This window comes from Planotetraspora sp. A-T 1434, assembly GCF_025420585.1.
In the GTDB taxonomy this organism is placed as follows: domain Bacteria; phylum Actinomycetota; class Actinomycetes; order Streptosporangiales; family Streptosporangiaceae; genus JAOEGB01.
This window is the reverse complement of sequence record NZ_JAOEGB010000013.1, coordinates 170,947-194,920: the sequence shown is the minus strand read 5'-3', so window position 1 is coordinate 194,920 and position 23,974 is coordinate 170,947. Positions and strand designations below refer to the sequence as shown.

The window sequence follows — 23,974 nt, the reverse complement described above, 5'->3', positions numbered from 1 at the left end:
TCATGCTCGCATATCCGGACGGCGCAGCCTGGCCGCGCCGCGCCGTCACCTGCCGGACGTGGCCGCCGGCGGCGGACCAGGCCGGCTCCTGGTCTGGCAGTTGTCTCAACCGCGTCGAAGACCGCCGGCCGATGCCGATGACCGCCGGCGACGCCCCTTCCGGAGGATGAACCGATGGCTACGGAGCGGAGACGGCGGATCGGATGAGGGGGGCGGTGCGGTAGCTGTCGCGCAGGCGGTCTTCCGCCTCGGCGTGAGCGCCGATCTCCTGGAGGCCGAGCAGTGCGGCGCCGACGGCCGGAGGGACGTCCACCACCAGGATCTCGGCCTTCGGAGCCACGTCCCGGCATCCGGCGCGGATGCCGTCGAGCAGGCGCTCGTCGCCGGACGCGAGGACGCCGCCCCCGAGCACGATGTCGACCGGGACGTCGAGCAGATCCAACCGGCGGAGCGCCGCCGACGCGAGCAGGACCACCTCTCTGGCGAGCCGGTCGACGACCTTTCTGGCGACGGCGTCCCCGGCCCGCGCGGTGGCGAACAGCAGCGGGGTCAGCTCGACGAGCCGGGACCGGCTGACCTCGCCGAAGTGGAGCCGCTCGACGAGCTCCTCGGCACGGGACACGCCGAAGTGCGCGGTCACCGCGGGGAGCAGCGCCGTGTCGGGACCGCGGCCGTCTTCCGCCCGCACCGCCCGCCACAGCGTTTCGTCGCCCAGGAACAGGCCGCCGCCCCAGTCGCCGGACAGCCGGCCGATCGCCGGGAACCGCAGGGTCCTGCCGTCCGGCGCCACGCCGACGCAGTTGATGCCGGCCCCGCAGACCACCGCGACCCCATGCTCGCGCCGGGTCCCCGCCCGCAGCAGCGCGAAGGTGTCGTTGTCCACTGTGATCGTCTCGGACCAGCCCAGCTCGGTCAGCGCCCGCGTCAGCGCCTCCTGCTCCCGGCCGAAGTCCACCCCGGCCATGTACGCCGCCGTGTGCCGGGCGTACGGGGGCCGCGCGTGCGGATCGGCCTGCCGCACGGCCTGGCGGACCAGGGCGTCGAGGGTGGCGACGCCGACGGCGAGGCCCTCCCGCTGCGCGGACGCCCCGGGGCCGCGGACCTGGGACAACACCGTGCCGTCGGAGGCGACGAGGAGCACATCGGTCTTGGAGTTGCCGCCGTCGAGCGCCAGTATCCCGTCGATCACGCTTCCGCCCACGGCAGGAAGGCGCGGTTGACCGCGACCAGCCGGTCCGCCAGGGCTGAGGCCTGGTCGATCTGGCCGATGAGCGGGTGCGCCAGCAGCGCGTCGAACACCCGGTCACGGCCGCCGTGGACGGCCGCCTCCAGAGCCAGGTTCTCGTATGCGGTGACGTGGGCGACGAGTCCCGCGATCGCCGGTGGCAGGGGGGCCACCGGCAGCGGCTCGGCGCCGGCGCCGGTGATTCGCGCGGGGACCTCGACCACGGCGTCGGCGGGCAGGAAAGGCAGGGTGGAGCCGTTGCGGGCGTTCACTACCTGCACGTCTCCCCGGTCGTTCAGGAGGGACGCCACGAGCTGCACCGCCGCCTCCGAGTAGTAGGCGCCGCCCCGCTTCTCCAGCAGCTCCGGTTTGGTGACCAGGCTCGGGTCGCGGTAGAGGTCGAGGAGGCCGCGCTCCAGCTCGGCCACGGTCTCGGCCCGCGATGGGCGGGTGAGCTCCTCGGCCACGATCGCGTCGTGGCGGTAGTAGTACTTCAGGTAGTAGGACGGCACCGCGCCGAGCCGGCGCATCACCATGGCGGGCAGCCCGACGTGCTCGGCCAGCTGGTCGCCGTGGTCGGCGAGCAGCCGGGGGAGCACGTCCACCCCGTCGACGCGTACGGCTCGCACCCAGGTCAGGTGGTTGAGCCCCACGTGCTCCAGGGCGACCGCGTCCGGGGCGACGCCGAGCAGCCCGGCGACCCAGCGCTGGAAGGTGATGGCGACGTTGCAGAGTCCCACCGCGCGGTGACCGGCGTCGAGCAGGGCCCGGGTGACGATGCCGACGGGGTTGGTGAAGTCGACGATCCAGGTGTCCTCCCCGGCGATCCGCCGCACCCGCTCGGCGACGTCGAGGACCACGGGCACCGTGCGCAGCGCCTTGGCGAGGCCGCCCGCGCCGGTGGTCTCCTGGCCGAGGCAGCCGCACTCCAGGGGCACGGTCTCGTCGGTGGCGCGGGCGGCCTGGCCGCCGACGCGCAGCTGGAGCAGCACGGCGGACGCTCCGTCGACGCCGGCTTCGAGATCCGAGGTGAGCCGCAGCTTGGCCGGGTGACCCGCGTGGTCGAGGAGACGGCGGGCGAAGCCGCCGACGACCTCGAGACGCTCCTTGTCCGGGTCGACCAGCGCGATCTCCTCGATGTCGAGGCCGGCGTGGCGGTCGGCGATGCCGCTGACGAGTTCCGGGGTGTAGGTGGAGCCGCCCCCGATGACGGTGAGTTTCAACCTTTGACTCCTGTGAAGGTGATCCCTCGGACGAAGGACTTCTGCGCGATGACGAAAAGGAGGATGACGGGCAGCATGACGAGCACGGTCGCGGCCATGGTCAGGTTCCACTGGACCTGGTGCGCGCCGCGGAAGGACGCCAATGCGAGCGACAGCGTCCACTTGTCCGGATTCTCCCCGGCGTACAGCAGCGGCCCGAAGTAGTCGTTCCACGTGTACATGAAGCAGAACAGGGACACCGCGGCGATGCCCGGCCGCGTCATGGGGAGCAGCACGCGGAGCAGGGCCCGCAGGTCGCCGCAGCCGTCCACGCGGGCCGCGTCCAGGTAGGACTGGGGGATCGTCAGGAAGAACTGCCGCAGCAGGAAGATGCTGAACGCGTCGACCAGGAAGTACGGCACGATGAGCGGCCACAGGGTCCCGGTGAGATGCAGCCGGGCCCACAGCACGTAGAGCGGGACGGACAGCACCTGCGGCGGGATCATCATGGCGGCGATCACGATGAGGAACACCGCCTGGCGGCCCCGCCAGCGCATCCGGGCCAGGGCGTACGCCGCGGGCACGCTGGACAGCAGCATCCCGGCCGTGGCCAGCAGCGAGTACATCAGGCTGTTGCCGAAATACCGCAGCAGCGGGGCGGTGTGGAACACCTCGGCGAAGTTCTCCGGGTGCCAGGAGCGCGGCCACAGGTCGGACGTCAGGGCCTGCCGGTCGGACATGAACGCGGTGAGCGCGACGAAGACCAGCGGCAGGACGAACATGAGCCCGATCGCCAGCGCGATGCTGTGCGTCGCGATCCAGCGCAGGACGCCACGCCGTGAGCGGGGGCCCGGGGTGACGCCGGTGAGAGCAGCCGCCATCACGCCGCCTCCTCGCCGTGGGACCCCCGGCGCAGCCGGTAGACGAAGAACACGGTGAACACCGTCGAGACGACGAACAGGGCGATTGACATGGCCGATGCGTAACCCATGTTGTAGTAGTGGAACCCCTGCTGGTAGAGCCAGACGGGGAAGGTCAGCGTCGAGTTGTCCGGGTAGCCGATGACCCGCTGGCTGCCGGCGATGTCGGCCGACCCGGAGGCCACCGACGCCGCCACCACGGCCTGCGTGAAGTACTGCAGCCCCAGGATGATGGAGTTGATCACTCCGAAGAAGAGCACCGGCGCGATCGACGGAAGCGTGATGTGCCAGAACCGCCTGATCGAGCCCGCGCCGTCCAGGCCCGCCGCCTCGTACAGCTCAGCCGGCACGTCGAGCATCCCGGCCAGCAGAATGATGATCAGCTCTCCGGAGACCCACAGCGTGAGCAGGGTCAGCGCGGGCTTGGCCCACGCGGGGTCGCTGAACCACAGCGGCCCTTTGACGCCGACCCAGCCCAGCACCGTGTTCACCGGTCCGGTGCCGGGGTTGAACAGGAAGGTGAAGACCAGGGTGGCCGCCACCGGCGGCGCCAGCGCCGGAAGGTAGATGAGCGTCCGGAACAGCCCCGCCCCGTTCCTGATGCGGGCCAGCACGGCGGCGACCCCGGTCGCGAAGATCAGGCGGAGGACGGTGATGACCACCACCAGCCACACGGTGTTGTAGGCCGCCTTCCGGGCGAGCGGATCCTGCGTGAGGAGGAAGGCATAGTTGCGCAGGCCCACCCACACGGGCGTGTTGAGCAGGTCGTAGCGGGTGAACGAGTAGTAGAGGAGCGCGCCGAGGGGGTAGGCGAAGAACACCGCGAAGCCGACCAGAGCGGGCGCCATGAAGGCCAGCGGCCGGATCCAGTGCCCCGGCCGCGGCCGGATCCAGCTGAGGGACCCGGCCGCGGGCACGGCGTTTGGCTTGGCAGACATCGGTGGTCAGCCGCCGAGTTGCGCGTCGGCGTCGATCTGCGCGGCGGTCTTCGCGAGGCCGGCCTTCAGGTCCGGCACGCCGCCGCTCTGGTAGGAGGTGGCGAAGTCCTCCGCGGTCTTGAGGTAGGCCCCGCCGTTCGAGCTGGCCGGGTTCGTGGACAGGTTCGGGTTGGCGAAGATGTCGAGGAAGGTCTTGAAGTGCTCGTCCTGCTGGAGCGTCGGGTCCTGCAGTGAGGGAACCGTGGACGGGACGTTCTTGAGACCCTGGGCGAGGCCCTGCAGTGCGCCGGTGTCCGTGGACATGTACTTGACCAGTTCCCAGGCGGCGCCGGCGTTCTTGGCGCCCTTCGGAATCCCGATGATCGTGCCGGTGGTGTAGCCCCCGCCGTACAGGTCGGGCTTGTTGTCCGCGACCGGGAACGGCGCGGTGGCGTAGTCGAGGTCCGGCGCCTCGGCCGTGATGAACGCGGTGCGGTACTCACCGTCCATCGCCATGGCGATCTGGCCCTTCTCGAAGGCCTGGTCCGGCGAGTACTCCTGGCCGAGACCGGCCGTGAACTTGGCCAGCTTGTCCTTGCCGTAGAAGTCGGTGAACTTCTTCGCCCATTCGAGCATGGCCTGCCACTGCGGGTCGGTGCCGAGGGCGGACTTGCCGTCCTGGCCCTTCCACTGCACGCCCCAGTTGGCCGCCCACATCTGCACGTGGTTGGAGTAGAAGCCGATCGTGGGGACGAACCCGGCGACCTTGATGGACCCGTCGGGGTTGAAGACCGTCAGCTTCTTGGCGTACTCGAACAGCTCCGACATCGTCTTCGGAGGCGCGGTGATGCCGGCCTTGGCGAACATCGCCTTGTTGTAGTAGAGGCCGTACACGTCGGCGAGCAGCGGCATCGCGCACCGCGTCCCCTTGAACTCCGTGTACGTGCGCGTGGCCGCGGGGATCTGGTTCAGGTCGAGCTTGTCGCGCGTGATGTAGGGCTTGAGGTCCTGCCAGGCTCCGCTGGAGCAGAACTGGCCGATGTTGTCGGTGGAGAAGGAGATGGCGACGTCGGGCGGGTTGCCCCCTCGGATCGCCTGAGCGACCTTGTCGTCGTCCTGGCCTCCGCGGTTGTCGACAGTGATGTTGGGATGCTTTCCGTGGAAGCCGTCCAGCGCCTTCTGGAGCAGCCCCAGCTCACGACCGCTGAACTTGCTCCAGACGCTGAGGGACACCTTCTCGTTCGCGGCCGGCGCCTGAGCCGTACCCGATGAGCCTGTCTCCACGCCGCCACACGCACCCGCGGCCAGGGCGAGCGCCAGACAGGCCGTCGCGACACCGATTCGTCGCATTGAACCCTCCAAGGGGGTGAAACTGCCGACCCGCCACCGTGGCCGGGTCAAAGGGGCGAGGCCGCCATCAGGAGGGGATGGCGAACACCTCTTCACGCGCTCCGGCCAAGGCCAGCCGCAGCGCGCCTGAGCGGACCGGGTTGCCGGTCACCAGGCTTGGTTGGATCCGCGGCCGGGGGAGGACGAGCTCGGCCAGCTCCCCGGCGACCAGGTCGCACAGGGCGCTACCGCCGGCCCGGCCCACATCGCCCGCGAGGACCACGAGCTCGGGATCGACGACGGACACCACCCCGGCCACCGCCAGCGCCACCCGCCGGGCCACCTCCCGGAGGAAGGCGGCACGGGTGGCGGGGTCCGCGTCGAGATCCCCGGAGACGATCCCCTCCACATCGTCTCCGGCCAGGCCGTGCGCCCTGGCCAGCTCCTTCAGCGCGTCGTTGCTCAGCATGTCGCCGACCCGCTGCCGGGGTGGTACGGCATGGGCGCCGGTCGCCGGGGGAGTGGGGGAGGGCATCCAGTCGATCTCGCCGGCTCCGCCGGACGCTCCACGCAGGAGGCGCCCATCGGAGACGACGGCGGCGCCGGTGCCCTGTCCGATCCAGATCAGCGCGAAGTCGTCGACCCCCGCCGCCTGTCCGGCCGCCATCTCGTCGAGAGCGACCAGGTTGACGTCGTTCTCCACCGCCACCGACGTGCCGAGCGCCCCGGCCAGCCGTTCCAGGACGTCGAAGCCCTGCCACGCGGGCAGGTGCGGGGCGAAGCCGAGATAGCCGGTCCGCCTGTCCACGGAGCCGGGCAGCCCCACCACGACCCGGCGTAGCTGCCCGGCGGTCAGGCCCACCTCGGCGGCGGCGACGGACACCGACAGGCGGAGGTCCTCCACGCCGAGGTCCACGTTCTTCCTGGCGCGGTGCCGATGCTCGGCGACGACCTCGCCGCGGAGGTCGGACACCGCGACGTCGAGACCCTGGGGGGTGAGGTCGACGGCCGCCACGTGGGCCAGGGCGCCGTTGACCGACCAGAGCTGCGCACGCGGCCCCTTGCCGCCCTCACGGAACCCCGCGCGCCGCAGCTGGCCGTCCCTCTCCAGGCGAAGCAGCAGGTCGGCGGTCGCCGGCTTGGACAGCCCGATCTGCGACTCCAGCTCCAGCCGGGTGAGTGGCCCTCGCTCGAGCAGAGCCAGCAGCGCCGCGCGATCGTTGATCTGCCGCAGCAACTGAGGGCTTCCCGCGCGGTGTTCCACGGTCGTCTCCCTTACTGTCTGGGAACTTCCCAGACAATTTCGTGGAAATGTACTTGCGCACATCAATCCACGTCAAGGGGGCTTCGGGTGCGATCATGCACGGATTCCGCCCTGGTGCGACTGACCAGTTCGCCGCCGCTTGGTGATCACGCGCTGTCGTTCAGCGGGCGCGTGCCGGACGAACCGGCGTTCACCACGTGTAGGGGCGGCGATCACGCGTCCGCACCTGTGGTGGGGACCGCGAGCGGCAGCCTGAGGACGAACCGCGCCCCCGGCCGGCCGTTCTCGATCATCAGGCTGCCGCCGTGGCTCTCGGCGATCTGCCGTGCGATGGGGAGGCCGAGCCCGGTGCCGCCGGCGTCCCTGCTCCGGGCGGTGTCCAGCCGGGCGAACCGCTGGAAGACGAGCTCGCGCTGGCCAGGGGGGATTCCGGCCCCGTCGTCCGCGACCTCCAGTACGGCGGCGCCTGTCGCGAAGCGGGGATCGCGCGGATCGCCCGGCCGGCGTCCTACGGTGATGACGATCGTGCGCTCGGCGTGCCGTTCGGCGTTGTCGACCAGGTTGGTCATCAAGCGGGAGAGTTCCAGCTTGTCGCCCCTCGCCACTACCCCGGCCGCGAGTTCGCACACGATCTCCTTGGTCTCCCCGGCGCCCCTCAACGGAGGGCGGCGCCCGAGCTCGGAGGTGACGAGCTCGGCGAGATCCACGGGCTCCCGGCGGAGTGACGCGCCCGCCTCCAGCCGGGACAGCGTGAGCAGATCGGTCACGATGTCCTGCAGCCGGTCGAGACTGGGGAGCAGGGAGCGGGCGACCGCGGCCACGTCGGTGTCATGGGCGGCGCATAGCGCGTCCTCCACCTGGGTGCGCATGGCCGTGATGGGCGTTCGCAACTCATGGGAGGCGTCCGAGGTGAACCGGCGGTGCTGCTCCATCGCGGCCTCCAGTCGCGTCAGCGTGTGGTTGACGCTGACGGCCAGGTCGTGGATCTCGTCCCGCCCGAGCGGCACCGGCACCCTGCGGCTGAGGTCGGCGGCCTCGATCTCGTCGAGTTCGGTACGGATCGCCTGCACCGGCAGGAGGACCCTGCCGAGGAGCTGGTAGCCGATATAGGTGATGGCGACCACGAGGAGTAGCGAACCACCGAACACGAGCACGGCCAGCCACGGATGGACATAAAGCGGGATCACCGGTGCGGCGCTGTAGACCGTCCAGCTCTGCCCCTGGTAGTAGACGGGCACCGCGGCCACGATGTCGCAGTTCGACGCGCCGAAGACCCGGTCGCAGACGACGGAGACGGCGGGCTGGAGAACGTTCCTGGCGCCGAAATTCGCCATGGGGGGCGCGCCTCGCAGGTTCTTCGTGGCCATGACCACCTTCCCCTGGTGATCGACCACCTGCACGTCCCGGTCGTGGGTGCCCTGGATAGGGTCGCGAAGCGCGCCCTTCTCGATGGAGTAGGCGGTCCGGCTTCCCGCGGCGGCCACCTGCTCGGTGAGGTATTCGGTCGCCAGGCGATGGATGCCGAGGAGGAGGAGCACGGCGAACACCAGGCACAGCACGGCCACCAGCACGCCCCCTATGAGGGTCAAGCGAGCCCGGATCGACCAGTACCGCATGAGATCCCCCCGGATCTCGCCGGGACGGTCGCTGGCGTGTGTGCCAGACCAAACCGGCCATAGCCGAACATATCGCCTATACCCAATGGGCTGCCCGTCACCGCGGGCGCTCAGCCGGGCTGCTGGTCGGGCCGCGAGCCGGCCTGAGCGCGGAGCCGGGCGGCCTGCTCCTCCAGTTGCCGCGCCTGCTCCTCGATCGAGAGGGCGGGAGCGGGGGTGGACGGCCGGTCCCCGGTCACGGTCTCCGCGTCGTCATCCCCGAGCCTGCTCGTCTCCTTCTTAAACAGCCGCAGCGCCTGCCCCAGAGATCTGGCGGTGTCGGGAAGCCTCTTCGCACCGAACAACATCACCAGCACCAGCGCCACGATCAGCCAGTGCCAGACAGAAAACTCTCCCATGCGCCTTCCCCCTTCTCATGGTGCCCAGAGCCCACCTTACGGCCCCTGACCTGCGGGGACAGCAGCGGCCGCCGGTCGGCCTCAGCCGGTGAAGGCGGGGTTGAGCGCGGAGACGGCGACCCGCTTGGGGGCCCCGGTCCCGTCGGCGGGGACGGACCACAGGTCGGCGCCGAAGTCGCCCGGCAGGCCGTACAGCACCGTCTGCGCACCGGCCCAGACGACCTGGTCGTCGACGCTCCGAGTCTCGGCCAGCGGCGTCTCGCGCATGGTCCGCAGGTCCAGCGCGTACAGCCGCCACGGCGCGTCCGGGCTGAGGCCGGGGACGCGCTTCTTGAAGACCAGGCGGGTCCCGTCGGGCGACAGAGACGGGCATTCGACGTTGGGGCGCAGCGTGGTCACCGTGCGCGCGGCGATGTCGCCGCGGACGAGGTAGGTCTGCCCCTTGGTCGCCAGGGTGGCGTAGAAATGCCCGTCGTCCGCGAAGGTGACGCCCCAGAAGTTCACGTCGGGAGCGCGGTATGGCCGCCCGTCCTTGACGATCTCGTACTTCTCCAGGCTCGTGGTGAGCGCCCACGTCCGCGTGTCGACGATCGAGGTCCGCGTGGAGAAGTCGCCGCCCGCGTAGGAGTCCCCGCCCACGAAGACCGTCCAGGCGACCAGGTGGCCGGACGGCGCGACCCTGGCCCGGGACGGGACGCCCCCGATCGGGTAGTCGCGCAGCGTCCGCAACTGGCCGTCGAGGACGGACGCGAAGTAGCTCTCCCCAGTAGGGCCGTCCACCTTGCGCAGGCAGACGCCGGTCCGGGCCGCCGCGTGGAAGCGCAGGCAGCGGACCGGAGCGGCGGTCCGGGCGCCGCCGGGGGCGGAGGCCGCCACCGAGACCAGCTCGTCCCGGTACGGCCCCCAGGCCATGTTGCGGAAGATCATGTGCCTTCCGCCGCCGAGCGTCACGACGCCGGGCGCGATGCCCGGCCCACCCGGCTGTGGCCGGTTCCGCTCACCCACCCGGTCCGCCGCGTGCAGCACCGAGGCGAACGCGACGGAGCCCAGCACCGCTACCGCGACCAGCAGCGTGACCACGCGCGCCCGCGGCGTCATCGGACCTCCGGGCCGCGCAGAGCGTACGCCGCCCGGGCCGCGCAGATCGCGAGAGCGCCCGCGGCGACCATGAGCGCGGCCCGGTCGCCGATCGCGGTCCACGCCGCGCCGAAGGCCGGCGAGCAGCAGAACCGGGCGAGCGCCTGTCCGGTGCCGATCAGCGCCGCGCAGACGGCCAGCCGCCGGACGTCAGGGCGCCGCAGCAGCGCCATCGCCGACCGCACGGTGACCTCGGGCCGCCTGAGCCCCAGCCCGGCCACCACATAGAGCGGCAGCACCGCGGTGACCATCTCGGAGGAGACGTCCGTGATGAGGCTGACCGTCCCCAGCGCGATGACCGTGCCGGGGATCGATCGCGTGGCGCGGCCCGGCTGACCGGCCCGGTCCTGCGGCGCGTCCGCGGACGTGGCCCCGGAGGCCGGGCCGCGTTCAGCCAGGTACAAGCTCAGCTCCAGATTCCGGTGATGTCCGAGGCCGTCGCCGCGTTGCCCGCGTGAGTGGTCAGCCCGGCCATGTCCTCAAGCGTCCGGAGCAGGTTGTAGTGGTTGTAGGTGGTGGACGACGAGCTGCCCGGGATGACCGGCTGGCCGTACACGACGGCGGCGATGCGGTTGCCGCTGAGCTTGTTGTCCTCGTCGAAGGTGACGATGAGCAGGCTGTTGTTGGACTTGGCCCAGGTGGCGTACGCGCCGAGCTTGTTCTTCACCCACGTGTCGCCGGTCGAGACCGAGCAGTCGTGCATGTCGTTGCAGAGGTTCGGGACCACGAAGGAGACCTTCGGCAGCGTGGTGAAGTCCGTCGGGAACTGCGTGAAGGTGTAGGCCGTGGAGGTCGGGACGTTGCTGAAGCCGAACCAGGGGTTGTGCTTCTGCGCGTACTTCCCGGCACTGTTGGTGCAGACCGTCGAGCCCTGGCTGGGCAGGCCCTCGTTGTAGCTGCCCCAGGTCTTCCCGGCCGCGATCAGCTCGGAGCCGAGGTTGGCGGCGGAGCTGAATCCGATCGTGACGCAGCTGTCGTCGGTGATGCCCTGGGTCTTGCCCGAGAAGAAGGCGTAGTAGTTCGGCTGGCTGGGGTGGGTCTCCGCGTAGAACTGGGTGAGGTTTGCCCCGCCGGTGGCCAGTGAGTTGATGTACGGCGCGCTGGAGCTGCCGATGATCTGCGAGTAGGCGTGGTTCTCCAGGATCACCACGACGACGTGGCTCGGCGACGGCACAGTGGCGGCTGAGCTCGCCCCGGTCCCGGTCCACAGGGCGAGCGCGGCGGTGACGCCGAGGGCGGACGCGATCGGGACGAGCTTCCTGCGGATGCGGGACTTCGCAGCGGACACGACCATGGATGTCCTCCGTAAGGGGGTTGAGAGGCTCCGTCAGGGTAGATCGCGATTACTGACCTTCCAGTGAGCTGAGGTTAATGGCGGCGGAACAGTAGGTTCCCTTTCCGCAGGCGTCCGGACGCCGCGCGACCTACGCCGGTCGTCGGAAGCGAGGGCGCGACGGGCGCGACCTACGAGGCGCCCCTGACGATTGGGTCTTGACTCCACTGTCCCAGCGGTTAAATTTCGATCAAGAAAGTTTCCTAAATAAACGCCGCCCGCGCTTCGACTGGCTCTTGGACTTATGGACGGCCGACTGCGCCCTCTGCTTGAACCCGGTGGTCGCAGTCTTGCCGACCGGGTGCTTGTCGGCGCTGCTCTGGATCCGGCTGGCGGCCTCAGGCGTCATCTTCCGGCTTGTGGAGCCGCCGTCGTTCGTGCTCACATGACCTCCTGCGGGTCTGCTTCCCGGGGTGATGGACTGTAGTGGCGGGGGACGGCGGTGTGGCGTAGGCGCCGTCGGCGCCGCAGCGGGGTGGTCAGTCTCAGCAGACTCTGGAGAGGCGCCCTCGTCTGGTACAGGGGAGGGGCGCTGGCCGCCGACCTGACCTGGCCCAAGCTGTACGCCCGCTGGCGCCGTACGCCCCGGGACGAACTCCGGGAGAAGGTCGCGGCTGCGGCTCGTGACGCGCGCGGCGAGGAGGAGTTCTTCCGCCGCCTGGCTCAGCCTGCCCCAGCTGCGCCGCTTGTGGCGTACCGCCGAGGAAGGATGGACGCGGGCCGAGCGGGAGGCGTTGTACGGCGAGGCCGCGCATGCGGCGTCGGCCGCGGCAGCCCGGATCAGACAGGACCCGGCCTCGGCCGCCGACGCCGCGCGGGCCGCCGCGGACGTCCTGCGCGTTGCCGCCGCCGCGCTTGGCAACCCGGTCCTGGCGAGGGCGGCCGAGGAGTACGACCGAGCCGCCCGCAACGCCTACGGCCGGATCCCGAAGCCGTCGCCGGAGGGCATACGGCTGCTCCGTGGTCCGGCTGCTGGCGCTGTCGAATGTCATGGGCCGTGACACGACGCTCGCCGGCGTGGTTGTCATGGGCGCGCGGAACCAAGAGTGGCAACTACATTCCCGATCACCAGCCTGTCTCTCGGACGGTTCCTGACGGAACATCGCAACGGCTCTATCCTCACTGTCTACCGTGCAGCAACAAGCAAGGGCTTTATATAATTCAACTCATCCGAAAAGGCTACATTTCTTAATTAAATTTAGGGAAGGCGACGTTCTAGTTATGCTGCTTGGTGAAATCATTGCAGGCCTTCCTTGGGGGCTGCTACTGGTAACTGACGAAGGGTCTGATGACGAAATACCGGATTTGAGTTCAGAAGATGAGCTGGTGACGGCAAGTGCTACCGCTCTTGTGGTTCGCACCATGCACGCCGCAGAAGGCTCAACCTCTGTTCGCGTTTGGCGCGGCGAGGAAATCGCCGTCGGTCAACCTGTCTACTCCGGGATGATCGAAGTCCCTACCGGCATCCTACGGGTGGGCGATGCAACCGGGGACCAATCGCGGAAGTTCAATATTTCCCCAGGTCGATATGTTATTGAGGTAGTTCTTGATCCACCAAGGGAAGCCACCCAGGTGAATATCGTCATTAATCCAGCGCCGGGCTCCTGACAGCGCGTCAACCGAGTGAAGACGGATTCGAGGGCGGCGCCAACTCCGGTGAGACCACGCCAGTTGTCATGACACCGGACAACAACTGCGTTGTGATCCCTGAGATCACGAGCCAGCGGATCTGCGATAGCTAGCTTCAACCTACGAGAATGGAAATTCTCGCTAGTTGATCACTAGAATGGTCGCCGTGTCAGAGATCATCCCGGCGGCGGCGTCCTTCCTTCCCGACGTGGCACCGCGCCCGCCGGCGCAGAATCCCTACCTCGTGTATCTGAAATCCCTGGGGGGTCAGCAGTCGCGCCGGACCATGGGCGCGTGTCTCGACGGCACCGCACGGATCCTCGGCTACCCGACCGGCGAGGCCGTCCCATGGGGGCTGCTCCGCTACCAGCACACGACGGCCCTGCGGAGCGAACTGATGAACCAGGTCCGCATCGATGCCGACGGCGAGGCAGCGCCCTGGTCGCCCTCGACTGTGAACAAGCACCTGAGCGCGCTGCGCCAAGTCCTCTACCACGCCTGGATGCTCGGGCAGATGACCGCGGAGGACTATCAGCGGGCAAAGGCCGTGAAGAACGTCAAGGGCGGCACCCGCGCCAAGGCCGGACGAAACATCGCCGAATACGAAGTCGCGGCGATGCTGAAGGCATGCCTGGCCGCCGGCGGCCTGATCGGCATCCGAGACGCCGCGGTGATCGCCGTACTGCAGTCCACGGGCATGCGCCGGGACGAGCTGGCGAAGGCGACCAGGGCGAACTACGACCCCGGCGACCGATCTTTGGCGATCACCGGCAAGGGGGGAAAGTCGCGCGAGGTCTATCTCCACGAGGTCGCCGCGGTCTACCTGGGCCGGTGGCTCGCCGCGACCGAGCACATTCGCGGGCCGCTGATCGCCCCGGTGAACCGCTGGGGCGACGCCAGGGCACGGCATCTGTCATCGGACGCCATCGCCGCGGCCCTGGAACGCCGCCGCCGGGAGGCCGAGCTGCCCCGGCTGTCACCGCACGATCTGCGGCGGACGTTCGCAGGGGACCTGCTCGACAACGGCGTCGACCTCGCTCGTGTCCAGCAGCTCATGGGCCACGCGTCCCCCGTCACCACCTCCGGCTACGACCGGCGGCCCGGCCGCCAGCGCCGTGCCGCGATCGACACCTTGACCCTGCCCCGCCCCGAAGACCTCGCTACCACCAAATGAGCCGTGCGCCGTCCGACCCTGCGTGCTGGTCATAGCCGTTTCGTCGACACCGATAGGTCGGTACGGATCCTTCGCGGGGCGCGGCGCGGTCATGACACCGATCATCTCAGGCAGTATGTCTGGTGTTGGGGCGGTTGTGGGGGCAGCGGGCGGCGGCATCACGCCGCTCCCGGTGCAGCACCCTGGGACAGGCATCACCTTGGCGCACGAGAGAAATGTCCAACACGCCTTGGCGCCGTCCCCACCGTGTTGTCACACGGACACCAGTCACTAGCCGAGGAGTCGGTCGGCGTGAATGCCGTACATCTCATGGGCGATGCCGAAGCCGAGATCCTGAACGAGGCGCCGTTTCCAGGGCCGCTGGGCGATGGCGTGGGTGAAGCGGCGGGCGGTGCGGGGGGCCTTCATGATGGCCTCGGCCAGTTCCCAGGCGCGGGGCAGGAGACGATCCGCGGGCAGCACCTCGTTGACCAGGCCGAGTTCGAGTGCTTGCCGTGCGCCGATGGGCTGGCCGGTGTAGAGGTGATAGGCGGCGCGCTTGGTGCCTATGAGTTCCTGGAGGGTGAGCTGCTGCCCGTCACCGGGCGCGGTGCCGGCCAGCAGGTGCGGGTCGATGATGGTCGCGGTCTCGGCGGCCAGGGTGATGTCGCACAGCAGCGCGAATTCGGTGTGCGCCAGGCTAGGCCCGTTGATCGCCGCGATGGTGGGGATGTCGATGCCGAAGACGAAGTTCTCCAGCAGCTTGGTGGCGTCGTAGTAGGCGTGCTCGTAGGCGAAGTCCTTGGGACGCGGGTTGTTCCTCAGCCCGCTCGCCACCTCTGCTGGATCGGCGGCAATGGTCTCGGGGGTGCCCAACCACAGGTCGCCGGTGCCCGTGAGGATCAGCACTTCGTTTTCGGGGTCGTTGCCGACCTCCTGCCAGGCCTGGGCCCAGGCGTTGTGCACCGCGAAGTCGAAGTGGGCCGAACCGCCGTCGGTGTGCATGCGCAGTTCGATGATCCCGTCACGGCGGCGCATGACGAAGTAGCGCGAATACTTCTCGGCGTAGGTCTCAAACCTCGGCCGTGCCACGTAGCCTCCGGCCCGGGCATGCCACTCATCGAGTTCCTGGGGCATCTGCACATCTCCTCGCTGGCTCATGGACGTGTCCACAGGTAAGCTCCGACCGTAACCGAAGCAGTGCTCCTATTATCCGTAGCACCGCTTCGGTTAGCAACACCGCAACCGGAAAGAGCCTGAGATGAACGACGTGAACCCCTGGCCGGCCGGCCTTCCCGTCCGCGCTGACGGCCGGCGCACCCACGAGCACCTCCTGGCCGCAGCCCAGGCGACCTTCGCGGAGCAGGGGACCGACGCATCCCTCCGAGAGGTAGCGCGCCGGGCGGGGGTCAGCATCGCGACCCTGTACCGGCATTTCCGCACCCGGGAGGCGCTGCTCGAGACGCTGCTGCGGCACGGGTTCGACACCCTGCGCGCCCGGGCGGCCGACCTCATCGCCTCCCCCGACCCCGGCCAGGCCCTTGCCGCCTGGATACGGGAACTGGCCGTGGCATCGGCCCGCTACGACGGCCTTCCCGCCTCGGTCATGGCCGCGCTGCACGATCCGGAATCAACCCTGCACGCCTCCTGCGCCGGCCTCCGCGCCGCAGCCAGCGACCTGCTGGCCCACGCCCAGCGCTCCGGCCACATACGTGCCGACCTTGACGCCGACCAACTGCTCGCCGCGGTCAACGCCATGGCCTGGGCAACACGCCAGGCATCCTGGACAGCCGACGCCGGGGACCGGTTCCTGTCACTCCTCATCGAAGGCCTGACGGCCCGCCCCCTCCAGCCAACCGCAAAGGCTGACGAGTGCTGATCCCACACGGCGTTCCGCGCGTCGTTTCAGGTGTACCACTGCCGGTGAAGCCCGTAGCGGGACCTATCCGCAGCTCGCTCCGTCCGTGGGAAATCGCCCCTCGTCCGCTCAGCCGCCGGAGTTCCGCCGTACCTGCTCGGTGATCTCGGCGCGGGCCGCGTCGCACACCCCGTACAGCGTTACCCGTACGCCGTTCGCGCGCTGTTCCTCGAGCCGCATGGATCGAGTGATCTCATGCGGTTCGCCGTGCCAGCTGCAACTGCCACGGCGGGGGGCCGAGCTGGTCTTATGCCACTCGGGACGGTACTCCTCGTCCGAGACGATTCGGATCACGGTCGGCATGGACATAGCCCGGTCCCTTTCGGTAGAAGCCCCCCAAGTGGTAGATCGAGACGTCGTCGCCGACGTTTCACCAACCGCTGCTGGGTCTTCGGTTCGGCCGAACACCTGGCGGAGACCTGCATCGGGTCCCCTACCTGTTGATCCCGATTGCGAAGGTACGGTGCGAGCGCACCGCGGGCGAGCAGGCCGCCTACTGGGCCGGAATCCTGCCCGCGACCTGGAGCTTCATGCTCGCCGCCCGTGCGCGCGGGCTTGGTGCGGCCTGGACGACCATGCATCTGCCGTACGAGCGGGAGATGGCCGAGATCATCGGCGATCCGTACGAGAAGACGACCCAGGTGGCGCTGATCCCCGTGGCGCACACGATCGGCGTCGACTTCCGCCGGGCGCCCCGGCAACCGGTGGAGTCGGTGACGCACTGGGACCACTGGTGACCCGCTGAAGCCGGTTGACGCCGCCACCTACCCCGTCATTATCGGCGGATCCGAAAGCCCCTTGACGGTCGCCCAGCACCAAGAGATCCTTTCCGTGTCACTAGTTAGAAAAGTTTATTAACTAGCCTGGTGGCACTGGCGACAGCGATTCGGCGCCCGGCAAGGGCACTTGGGGAGGTGGGCCGGTGTCCAGGCCGCGGTGGGGCGTGACGGGTGTCTTCGCGCTGTCCGGGGTGTGCTGCGCACTGTGGAGCGCCGCGTTGCCCACGCTCATCGGGCACCTTCACCTGAGCCCGGGGCGCATGGGCACGGTCCTCCTGCTGGGCGGTCTCGGCTCGATCCTGGTGATGCCCCTCGCGGGACGGCTGTGCGACCGCCTCTCCAGCCGCGCCGTAGTCACAGTGTGCGCCCCGGTGGCGGCGCTGTGCCTGCTGGCCCCCGCGACGGCGGGCGGCTACCCGGCGCTGCTGGCCGCCGGGCTGCTGGTTGGCGCCGGGCTCGGGGCGCTGGACGTTTCCATGAACGCTCAGGCGGTCGTCGTCGAGACGGCGGAGGGCCGGCCGCTGATGTCCGGGTTCCACGGAGTGTGGAGCCTGGGCGCGGTCGCGGGCGGGGCGGCGGTGGCCGCCGGGCTCGCCGCCGGTCTCGACCTTCGAGTGCTGCTCGGCGCGGCCGGGGCTCTGTGCGCCGTGATGTTCGCCGGACCGCTGCTGCTCATCCGCCTCCCCGCCGGAGCGGCCGTCGCCGGCGGGAGCGGCGTCGCGGCAGTCGGGAGCGGGGCGACCGGGCACGCGGAGCCGTCGGCGTCCCGAGCCGCGGGCCGGCCCCCGCTCGCGTCAGGGCTCATCCTCATGCTGGGACTGCTCGCCATGGCGGGCTTCATCACGGAGGGCGCCGGCTACAGCTGGGCCGTTCTGCACGCCACTCGAGACGTGCACGCGAGCCCCGCGACGGCTTCCCTCGTCTACGCCGTCTTCGCCGCCGCTCTCACCTGCTCGCGCCTGGTCGGCGACCGCGTCCGCGCCCGGCTGGGTTCACGCCGGGGCATCGCCCTGGCCGGGGCGACCGCGAGCGCCGGCTACGTGCTGGTGCTGCTCGCGTCCCACCTTCGGACCGGGGGCCTGGCCGTCGAGTTCGCCGGATGGGCGGTGGTGGGCGTCGGCCTGGCCACCGTCGTGCCGACCCTGTTCAGCGCGGCCGGGTCGGGCGGCGAGGTCGGCCGCGCCCTGTCCCGGGTCACCACCCTCGCCTACGTCGGGGCGCTCGCCGGGCCCGGTCTGGTCGGCTTGCTCGCCGATCGGACCTCGCTCACCACGGCTCTACTGCTGCCCGCCGCCCTCGCGCTGGCCATCGGTCTTCTCGGTCCCTCCGTGGTGGGCCGGGCGGCCGGTGACGGCCCGTCCCCGGCCGATCACGCAAGCACCGCCCAGCCGACCGGCACCGCCGATCTGGCGAACACCGGTCCGGCGAGCACCGGTCCGGCGAGTACAAGTCCGGCGAGTACAAGTCCGGCGAGCACAAGTCCGATGAGCACCGATCCGGCAAGCGCCGCCGCTTCGCCGCCCGTGGCGACCTCCGGGCCGTAGTCGCGCCGACGCCGGCACGCCGCACAGACGTCACTGAGACCGCCACCGCCGCCGACGCCCTGGTCACGCCGACCCGACCCGAGTCCGAACGGGAGTCTCTTTGAACCACACCCGCCCGGCTGTCCCAGTCATCCCCGCCGACATCCCGGCCGACATCCCGGCCGACATCCCGGCCGACATCCCGGCCGACATCCCCGCCGACATCGCTCTCGATTCCGCGACGCTCCCGGCAGGCTCACCCGGCACCGCCCTGCTGGCCATGCGGGGCCTGTTCCGCGGCCCCTCCGACCTGGTCGACCCCGCGCTGTACGCCCAGGTCGGCCCGGGGGCGGCCACGCTCGGGCGCACCCGGATGCGGCTGGAGCCCGCCACGACGGTGAGCGGCAACACCTACTTCGGGCGCTTCCCCGCGTCCCACTGGCAGCGGTGGACCAGGATCCCCGAGGTCACCGTACGGCTGACCGCCACCGGCTCGGGCCGGTTGCTGCTCGGCGCGTCCGACTCCCACGGCGGCACCCGGACGGTGGACGCGCACACCGTGAACGAGGCCGCGGACACCGAGATAACGCTGACCACCCAGCTCGACCGGTTCCTCGACGGCGGAGCCCTCTGGCTGGACGTCAGCACCGGCCCCGGAGAGCGGCTCACCGTGGCGGACGTCCGGTGGACCGTCCCCGCCCCAGCCCGGCCGCGCCGTACGGCTGCGGCCATCTGCACCATGGACCGCCCCGACGCCTGTCTGGGCAACCTCGTCGCCCTCGCGGACGACCACACCGCGCTGTCCACGCTGGAGGCCGTGTACGTCGTCGACCAGGGCGGCGACCGGGTCCGCGACCGGGCCGGGTTTCCCGAGGCCGAGCTCGCCCTCGGCGGCCGGTTGCGCTACCTCACCCAGCCCAACCTCGGCGGCGCGGGCGGCTTCAGCCGGGGCCTGTACGAGGTGGCGGGGATCGCGGCGGACGGCCAACTCCCGCCGGACGTGCTGTTCATGGACGACGACGTGCTGCTGGAGCCCGACCTGCTGGTGCGCATGACGGCCTTCGCCGCCAGCGCCGCGCAGCCGCTCATCATCGGCGGCCAGATGCTCACCCTGCTGCACCCGAGCAGGCTCCACGCCGGGGCCGAGTACACCGACCTCGACCGCGCCAGGCCCGGCGCCCTGATGCCGCACAGCCCGCACGAGGCCGACCTGATCGCCCCCGACCCGCGCACGGGCCACCCCGAGCGCCAGGAGCTGCGGCTGGACGCGGGCTACAACGGCTGGTGGGCCTGCCTGATCCCGGCCGAGGTGACGGCCGCCATCGGCTACCCGCTGCCGCTGTTCTTCCAGGGCGACGACGCCGAGTACTCCTACCGGGCCCGCGCCCACGGTTTCCCGACCCTCACCCTGCCGGGAGCCGGGCTGTGGCACACCGACTTCGCCTGGAAGGACCGCGACGAGGTCAACCGCTATTTCATCGTCCGCAACTACACCATCATCTCGGCGCTGCACGGCCGGTTCCCGCTGCCCACCCTGATCCGCACGCTCGTTGCCGAGCTCGTGCCGTACCTGCTGGGCATGCAGTACGGCGCGGCCGCCACCGTCATCGCCGCCATGGAGGACTTCCTGGCCGGGCCGGAGGTGCTCGCCGACGGCGGCCAGGAGGCGCTGACCCGGCTGCGGCGGCTGCGCGCCGAGCACCCCGAGACCCAGTGCCATCCGGCCACCGACGTGCCGGGGCTGCCCTCCAACGCGATCGTCATCGCCGACCCCGCTCCCGGCCCCCGCCTGCGCGACCTCGCGCTCCTGAAGGGTCTGCTCGCCCCGCTCCTCGCCGCGCTGGGGGCGCCGGGCCGTACGCCCGCACGCCGGGCCCGCGGTGTGACGGGCCTGCCGAGCGATGGGGGAGAGGGGCGGGGCGGGCGGGTGTACGCGGCGGTGCGGCACGCCGACGCCCACTGGTGGCACGTCGCTGCGCTGGGCGCGGCCGTGGTGACCGACGCCTCGCAGCGCGGGGTCCGGCTGCGGCGCTACGACTCGGCCCGCCAGACCCGGCTGACCAGGGCGGCCGCCGCCGTCCTCTGGCGGCTGCTGCGCGAGGGGCCGAGCGTGCGCGAGCGCTACCGGGCCGCGTTGCCCGCGCTGAGCAGCCGGGAGAACTGGGCCCGCCTGTTCGGGTCGTCCCCGGAAGGAGCCCGCTGATGCGCCGCGGGCCCTTCGCCGGAGCGGATCTGGTGGTCGTCGGGGCCGGGTTCTTCGGCCTCACCGTCGCCGAGCGGGTCGCCGAGGAACTGGGCCGCAGGGTCGTGGTGCTGGAGCGGCGCGATCACATCGGGGGCAACGCCTACTCGGAGATCGAGCCGCGCACCGGCATCGAAGTCCACCGGTACGGCTCGCATCTCTTCCACACGTCGAACACGCGGGTGTGGCGTTACGCCCGCCGCTTCACCCAGTTCACCGACTACCGCCACCAGGTCTGGACGGTGCACCGGGGCCGCGTCTATCCGATGCCCTTCAACCTCGCCACCATCTGCGGATTCTTCGACCGGCAGCTCAGCCCGCAGGAGGCCAGGGCGCTGATCGCCGAGCAGGCCACCGAGTATGACCCGCGGACGGCCGACAACCTGGAGCACAAGGCCATCTCCCTCATCGGGCGGCCGCTCTACGAGGCCTTCGTGCGCGGCTACACGCGCAAGCAGTGGCAGACCGACCCGGACCGGCTTCCGGCCGACGTGATCACCCGGCTGCCGGTGCGGTACACGTTCGACAACCGCTACTTCGACGACCGCTACCAGGGGCTGCCCCGGGACGGCTACACCGCCTGGCTGACCCGGATGGCCGACCACCCGCGTATCGACGTGCGGCTGGACACCGACTTCGCCGCCGTCCACGACCGCGTCCCGCCCGGCGTCCCCGTGGTCTACAGCGGTCCGATCGACCGCTACTTCGGCTACCGCGAGGGCGTGCTGGGCTGGCGGACTCTGGACTTCGACACCGAGGTGCTCGACGTGGGAGACCACCAGGGCACCGCCGTGCTGAACTACGCCGACGAGTCGGTGCCGTACACCCGGATCCACGAGTATCGCCATCTGCACCCCGAGCGCCACTATCCGGAGGACCGTACGGTCATCGTCCGGGAATACTCCCGCTTCGCCGGCCGCGAGGACGAGCCGTACTATCCGGTGGCCACGGCGGAGGACCGGGCCCGGTTGCTGCGCTACCGCGCCCTGGCCGAGGGGGAGAAGGACGTGTACTTCGGCGGCCGGCTCGGCAGCTACCGCTATCTCGACATGCACATGGCCATCGCCTCCGCGCTGTCGCTGTACGCGAACCGCCTGGCCCCGCGCTGGGGCGTCTGCCCCGATCCCGCCGACCTGGCCGACCCGGCGGACCACGGCCGGACGGGAGCCGAATACGATTCCCCGGTCGGCCCAGTGACTGCGTCTCTTACCGCCCCCACGCTGCCGGACCCCGCCCCCGCGCTGCCGGACCCCGCCACCATCGCCACCGGACCACGACCCTGAGGACACCGCCGCATATGACCGCTGGAACGCATCCCCGCCCCCGCCTCATCGCGACCGATCTGGACGGCACGGTCGTCCGCAGCGACGGCACCATCTCCGCGCGCACCACCGCGGCCTTCGCCCGGATCGAACCGGCCGGCGCCCAGTTCGTCTTCGTCACCGGACGCCCGCCCCGTCTGATGGGCTCGGTCGCGGACGCGGTCGGCTCGCACGGCACCGCGATCTGCTCCAACGGGGCCTTCGTCTACGACATGCACACCCACAGCGTCATCGACGAGTACGCCATCGGCACCGCCACCCTCGCCGAGGCCGCCCGCCGCCTGCGCGAGGCGATCCCCGGCATCGGCCTGGCCGTCGAGTACGCCCATGAGATGGCCGGTGACGAGCTGTACGAGCCATGGGACTGGGAGGCCGACATCACCGTCCAGCGGCCCGGCGAGGACAAGCTGTGGAGCCGCCCGGCCCCCAAGCTCGTCGGCCGCCACCCGACTCTCTCCGCCGACGACCTGCTGGCGCTCGCCGCCCCCGCCATCGGCGACCTGGTCACCGTCTACCACTCGAACGGCCTGCGCCTGGTCGAGGCCATCGCCCCCGATGTCAGCAAGGCCCACGCGCTGACCCGGTTCGCCGCCGACCTGGGCATCACGCCCGACGAGGTCGTCGCGTTCGGGGACATGCCCAACGACCTGCCCATGCTCGCCTGGGCCGGGACCTCGTACGCCGTCGCCAACGCGCATCCGACCGTCCTGGACGCGGTGGGTCACATCATCCCCTCCAACGACGAGGACGGCGTCGCCCAGGTCATCGAGGAGCTGTTCCCCGCCTGACCGGTCCCGACGCCCGTGCCGTACGCGATCACGCCGGTCGAGGCCGCACCCGGATCGGCGTGATCGCGCGGCGCGTGCCGCCCTCGTGGGGGTCGACTCCGTCTTTCTCATCTGGCCGCTGCTCGACGCCGCCTCCGTGCACGGCCTGTTGCCGGAACTCGCGGCAGCGGCACCCCGCGTCGTCTACCTGTCCTCGACAGCCGTAGACGACCAGGCCGTTCGTCAGAGTGATCCAATCGTTCAGGTGCACGCGGACATGGAAGCCCTGCTGCGCGATGCCGGCCTGCGACCGGTGGTGCTGCGCAGCGACACGTCGGCCTCCAACCCCCGTGGCTGGGCGGCGCAGTTACGAGCGGGCGACGTGGTGGCGGGTCCGGATATGGCGCGCACGGCTGTCGTTGACGAGCGCGATGTCGCTGATGCGGCTGTTGCCGTATTGCTCGCGGACTGCGGCCAACCAGTCCACGGCCCGTACGTGTTGACGGGACCCGACCTGGTCAGCCGCGCCGACCAGGTCGATCGCCTCGGCGTCGCGCTCCGGCGCCGTCTGCGCTTCCAAGTAATCCCCGCCGGTCTCGCGCGCTCGCGCTGCGGGGCGACACGAGATGCCATCGGGCCCGGGCCGGCCGTCAGTCGATGCGCTGGCAGATCCTCACGGGCAAGGTCGGCGACCAGGTGCGGGTGGCCTCGTCATATGCCTGAGCGTAGCCGTTGCTGCCCCCGTAACAGGGAGCGGCGACGGTCGTCTCCACGTAGATGGCGCCGCCCGGCGTGACGGGATGAGTGCGGGCTACCACCCACCGAGAGAACTTCGTGACGCCGTTGTTGAACTTGACGACCAGGAAGACGCGGTGATCGACGGTGAAATTGCCGCCGGCGACCTTGAGGTGGTCGTTGAAGGTGTAGGAGAACAGGAAGGAGCGCTCCTGTGCGACATCGTGGGCATGGCTGGAGTTGTTGATATCGGAAGGCGACGGTGAGGCGCTCGCGGCACCGCCCATGGCCGGGACGGCCAGGGCGATGGTCGCGGCGGCGGCGGTCAGGCCGAACATGGCGCGCAGGCTGCGGTTCATCGTGATCTCCTCATAGGCGGGCTTGAGCACCATTGACGGGCAGACCCCCTGCAGCGCGCTTGCAATGTCCTTGACCGGCCCCTGCGCAGCCTTGGCATCTACACCAACCCCAGCCCCGAGGCCGTCGCCGCGGCACTCGTCGACCACGACCCCAGCCGACGCCACCGGTAACTCGCCAGCCTCGCGCTCGCCTCTGCGGTCAACCG

25 protein-coding genes are annotated in these 23,974 nt (G+C 70.4%); 9 read left to right on the top strand and 16 right to left on the bottom strand.

Annotated features, from left to right (window positions below; genetic code table 11):
• Positions 1-178: 178 nt before the first annotated feature.
• The 12 genes from N5079_RS18920 to N5079_RS18865 form a co-directional block, all read right to left on the bottom strand.
• Positions 179-1,189 carry an N-acetylglucosamine kinase gene (locus N5079_RS18920; RefSeq protein ID WP_261585248.1) on the bottom strand — a complete coding sequence of 337 codons (1,011 nt, stop codon included), beginning with the start codon at positions 1,187-1,189 and terminating at the stop codon, positions 179-181.
• Entirely contained in the window at positions 1,186-2,448 is a 1,263-nt protein-coding gene (locus N5079_RS18915; protein WP_261585247.1) for a 6-phospho-beta-glucosidase, read from the bottom strand. Before N5079_RS18915 ends, N5079_RS18920 begins: the two co-directional genes overlap by 4 nt.
• The gene (locus N5079_RS18910; protein WP_261585246.1) at positions 2,445-3,308 is read right to left on the bottom strand and encodes a carbohydrate ABC transporter permease; all 864 of its coding nucleotides are present in this window, start codon (positions 3,306-3,308) and stop codon (positions 2,445-2,447) included. The genes N5079_RS18915 and N5079_RS18910 overlap by 4 nt, the downstream gene beginning before the upstream one ends.
• Complete coding sequence (locus N5079_RS18905) at positions 3,308-4,285, bottom strand: carbohydrate ABC transporter permease (protein ID WP_261585245.1); 978 nt, start codon at positions 4,283-4,285, stop codon at positions 3,308-3,310. Before N5079_RS18905 ends, N5079_RS18910 begins: the two co-directional genes overlap by 1 nt.
• Before the next feature lie 6 nt (positions 4,286-4,291).
• Positions 4,292-5,614, bottom strand: coding sequence for an ABC transporter substrate-binding protein (locus N5079_RS18900; RefSeq protein WP_261585244.1), 1,323 nt, complete (start codon positions 5,612-5,614; stop codon positions 4,292-4,294).
• Positions 5,615-5,681: 67 nt separating this feature from the next.
• Entirely contained in the window at positions 5,682-6,857 is a 1,176-nt protein-coding gene (locus N5079_RS18895) for an ROK family protein (RefSeq protein WP_261585243.1), read from the bottom strand.
• Between the two features lie 212 nt (positions 6,858-7,069).
• A complete protein-coding gene (locus tag N5079_RS18890; protein ID WP_261585242.1) occupies positions 7,070-8,446 on the bottom strand; it encodes a sensor histidine kinase in 1,377 nt (458 codons plus the stop codon).
• Positions 8,447-8,583: 137 nt separating this feature from the next.
• The gene (tatA, locus tag N5079_RS18885) at positions 8,584-8,871 is read right to left on the bottom strand and encodes a Sec-independent protein translocase subunit TatA (RefSeq protein ID WP_261585241.1); all 288 of its coding nucleotides are present in this window, start codon (positions 8,869-8,871) and stop codon (positions 8,584-8,586) included.
• 81 nt (positions 8,872-8,952) lie between these two features.
• Positions 8,953-9,969, bottom strand: coding sequence for a hypothetical protein (locus tag N5079_RS18880; protein WP_261585240.1), 1,017 nt, complete (start codon positions 9,967-9,969; stop codon positions 8,953-8,955).
• A complete protein-coding gene (locus N5079_RS18875; protein WP_261585239.1) occupies positions 9,966-10,412 on the bottom strand; it encodes a hypothetical protein in 447 nt (148 codons plus the stop codon). The genes N5079_RS18880 and N5079_RS18875 overlap by 4 nt, the downstream gene beginning before the upstream one ends.
• Before the next feature lie 2 nt (positions 10,413-10,414).
• Positions 10,415-11,302 (bottom strand): alkaline phosphatase family protein, encoded by an 888-nt coding sequence (locus N5079_RS18870; protein WP_261585238.1) that lies wholly within the window; start codon positions 11,300-11,302, stop codon positions 10,415-10,417.
• A 229-nt stretch (positions 11,303-11,531) separates the two neighbouring features.
• A complete protein-coding gene (locus N5079_RS18865; protein ID WP_261585237.1) occupies positions 11,532-11,726 on the bottom strand; it encodes a hypothetical protein in 195 nt (64 codons plus the stop codon).
• Between the two features lie 238 nt (positions 11,727-11,964).
• On the opposite strand from N5079_RS18865, the gene N5079_RS18860 reads away from it, so the two are divergent.
• From N5079_RS18860 to N5079_RS18850, 3 genes are all read left to right on the top strand, one after another.
• Positions 11,965-12,342 (top strand): hypothetical protein, encoded by a 378-nt coding sequence (locus tag N5079_RS18860; RefSeq protein ID WP_261585236.1) that lies wholly within the window; start codon positions 11,965-11,967, stop codon positions 12,340-12,342.
• A gap of 130 nt (positions 12,343-12,472) precedes the next feature.
• Positions 12,473-12,949: a hypothetical protein gene (locus N5079_RS18855; protein ID WP_261585235.1), complete on the top strand. Its 477-nt coding sequence runs from the start codon at positions 12,473-12,475 to the stop codon at positions 12,947-12,949.
• Between the two features lie 187 nt (positions 12,950-13,136).
• Positions 13,137-14,144 (top strand): tyrosine-type recombinase/integrase, encoded by a 1,008-nt coding sequence (locus N5079_RS18850; protein WP_261585234.1) that lies wholly within the window; start codon positions 13,137-13,139, stop codon positions 14,142-14,144.
• A 270-nt stretch (positions 14,145-14,414) separates the two neighbouring features.
• Here N5079_RS18850 and N5079_RS18845 read toward each other — a convergent pair whose 3' ends face one another.
• Positions 14,415-15,260: an enoyl-CoA hydratase/isomerase family protein gene (locus N5079_RS18845; RefSeq protein ID WP_261585233.1), complete on the bottom strand. Its 846-nt coding sequence runs from the start codon at positions 15,258-15,260 to the stop codon at positions 14,415-14,417.
• 124 nt (positions 15,261-15,384) lie between these two features.
• Here N5079_RS18845 and N5079_RS18840 point away from each other — a divergent pair, with 124 nt between their 5' ends.
• The 6 genes from N5079_RS18840 to N5079_RS18815 all read left to right on the top strand — a co-directional run bounded on the left by N5079_RS18840 (position 15,385) and on the right by N5079_RS18815 (position 22,695).
• Positions 15,385-16,002: a TetR/AcrR family transcriptional regulator gene (locus N5079_RS18840; RefSeq protein ID WP_261585232.1), complete on the top strand. Its 618-nt coding sequence runs from the start codon at positions 15,385-15,387 to the stop codon at positions 16,000-16,002.
• 386 nt (positions 16,003-16,388) lie between these two features.
• Complete coding sequence (locus N5079_RS18835; RefSeq protein WP_410007807.1) at positions 16,389-16,778, top strand: nitroreductase family protein; 390 nt, start codon at positions 16,389-16,391, stop codon at positions 16,776-16,778.
• Between the two features lie 185 nt (positions 16,779-16,963).
• Entirely contained in the window at positions 16,964-18,364 is a 1,401-nt protein-coding gene (locus tag N5079_RS18830; RefSeq protein WP_261585230.1) for an MFS transporter, read from the top strand.
• 100 nt (positions 18,365-18,464) lie between these two features.
• Positions 18,465-20,546: a glycosyltransferase gene (locus N5079_RS18825; RefSeq protein ID WP_261585229.1), complete on the top strand. Its 2,082-nt coding sequence runs from the start codon at positions 18,465-18,467 to the stop codon at positions 20,544-20,546.
• Positions 20,546-21,868, top strand: a complete 1,323-nt coding sequence (gene glf / locus N5079_RS18820; RefSeq protein WP_261585228.1) for a UDP-galactopyranose mutase — start codon at positions 20,546-20,548, stop codon at positions 21,866-21,868. The genes N5079_RS18825 and glf overlap by 1 nt, the downstream gene beginning before the upstream one ends.
• A 14-nt stretch (positions 21,869-21,882) precedes the next feature.
• The gene (locus N5079_RS18815) at positions 21,883-22,695 is read left to right on the top strand and encodes a Cof-type HAD-IIB family hydrolase (protein WP_261585227.1); all 813 of its coding nucleotides are present in this window, start codon (positions 21,883-21,885) and stop codon (positions 22,693-22,695) included.
• Between the two features lie 28 nt (positions 22,696-22,723).
• Here the strand turns inward: N5079_RS18815 and N5079_RS18810 are convergent, their stop codons facing one another.
• The 3 genes from N5079_RS18810 to N5079_RS18800 all read right to left on the bottom strand — a co-directional run bounded on the left by N5079_RS18810 (position 22,724) and on the right by N5079_RS18800 (position 23,915).
• Entirely contained in the window at positions 22,724-22,945 is a 222-nt protein-coding gene (locus N5079_RS18810) for a hypothetical protein (protein ID WP_261585226.1), read from the bottom strand.
• 96 nt (positions 22,946-23,041) lie between these two features.
• Positions 23,042-23,254 carry a hypothetical protein gene (locus tag N5079_RS18805; RefSeq protein ID WP_261585225.1) on the bottom strand — a complete coding sequence of 71 codons (213 nt, stop codon included), beginning with the start codon at positions 23,252-23,254 and terminating at the stop codon, positions 23,042-23,044.
• Between the two features lie 70 nt (positions 23,255-23,324).
• A complete protein-coding gene (locus N5079_RS18800) occupies positions 23,325-23,915 on the bottom strand; it encodes a hypothetical protein (RefSeq protein WP_261585224.1) in 591 nt (196 codons plus the stop codon).
• Between the last annotated feature and the right edge of the window lie 59 nt (positions 23,916-23,974).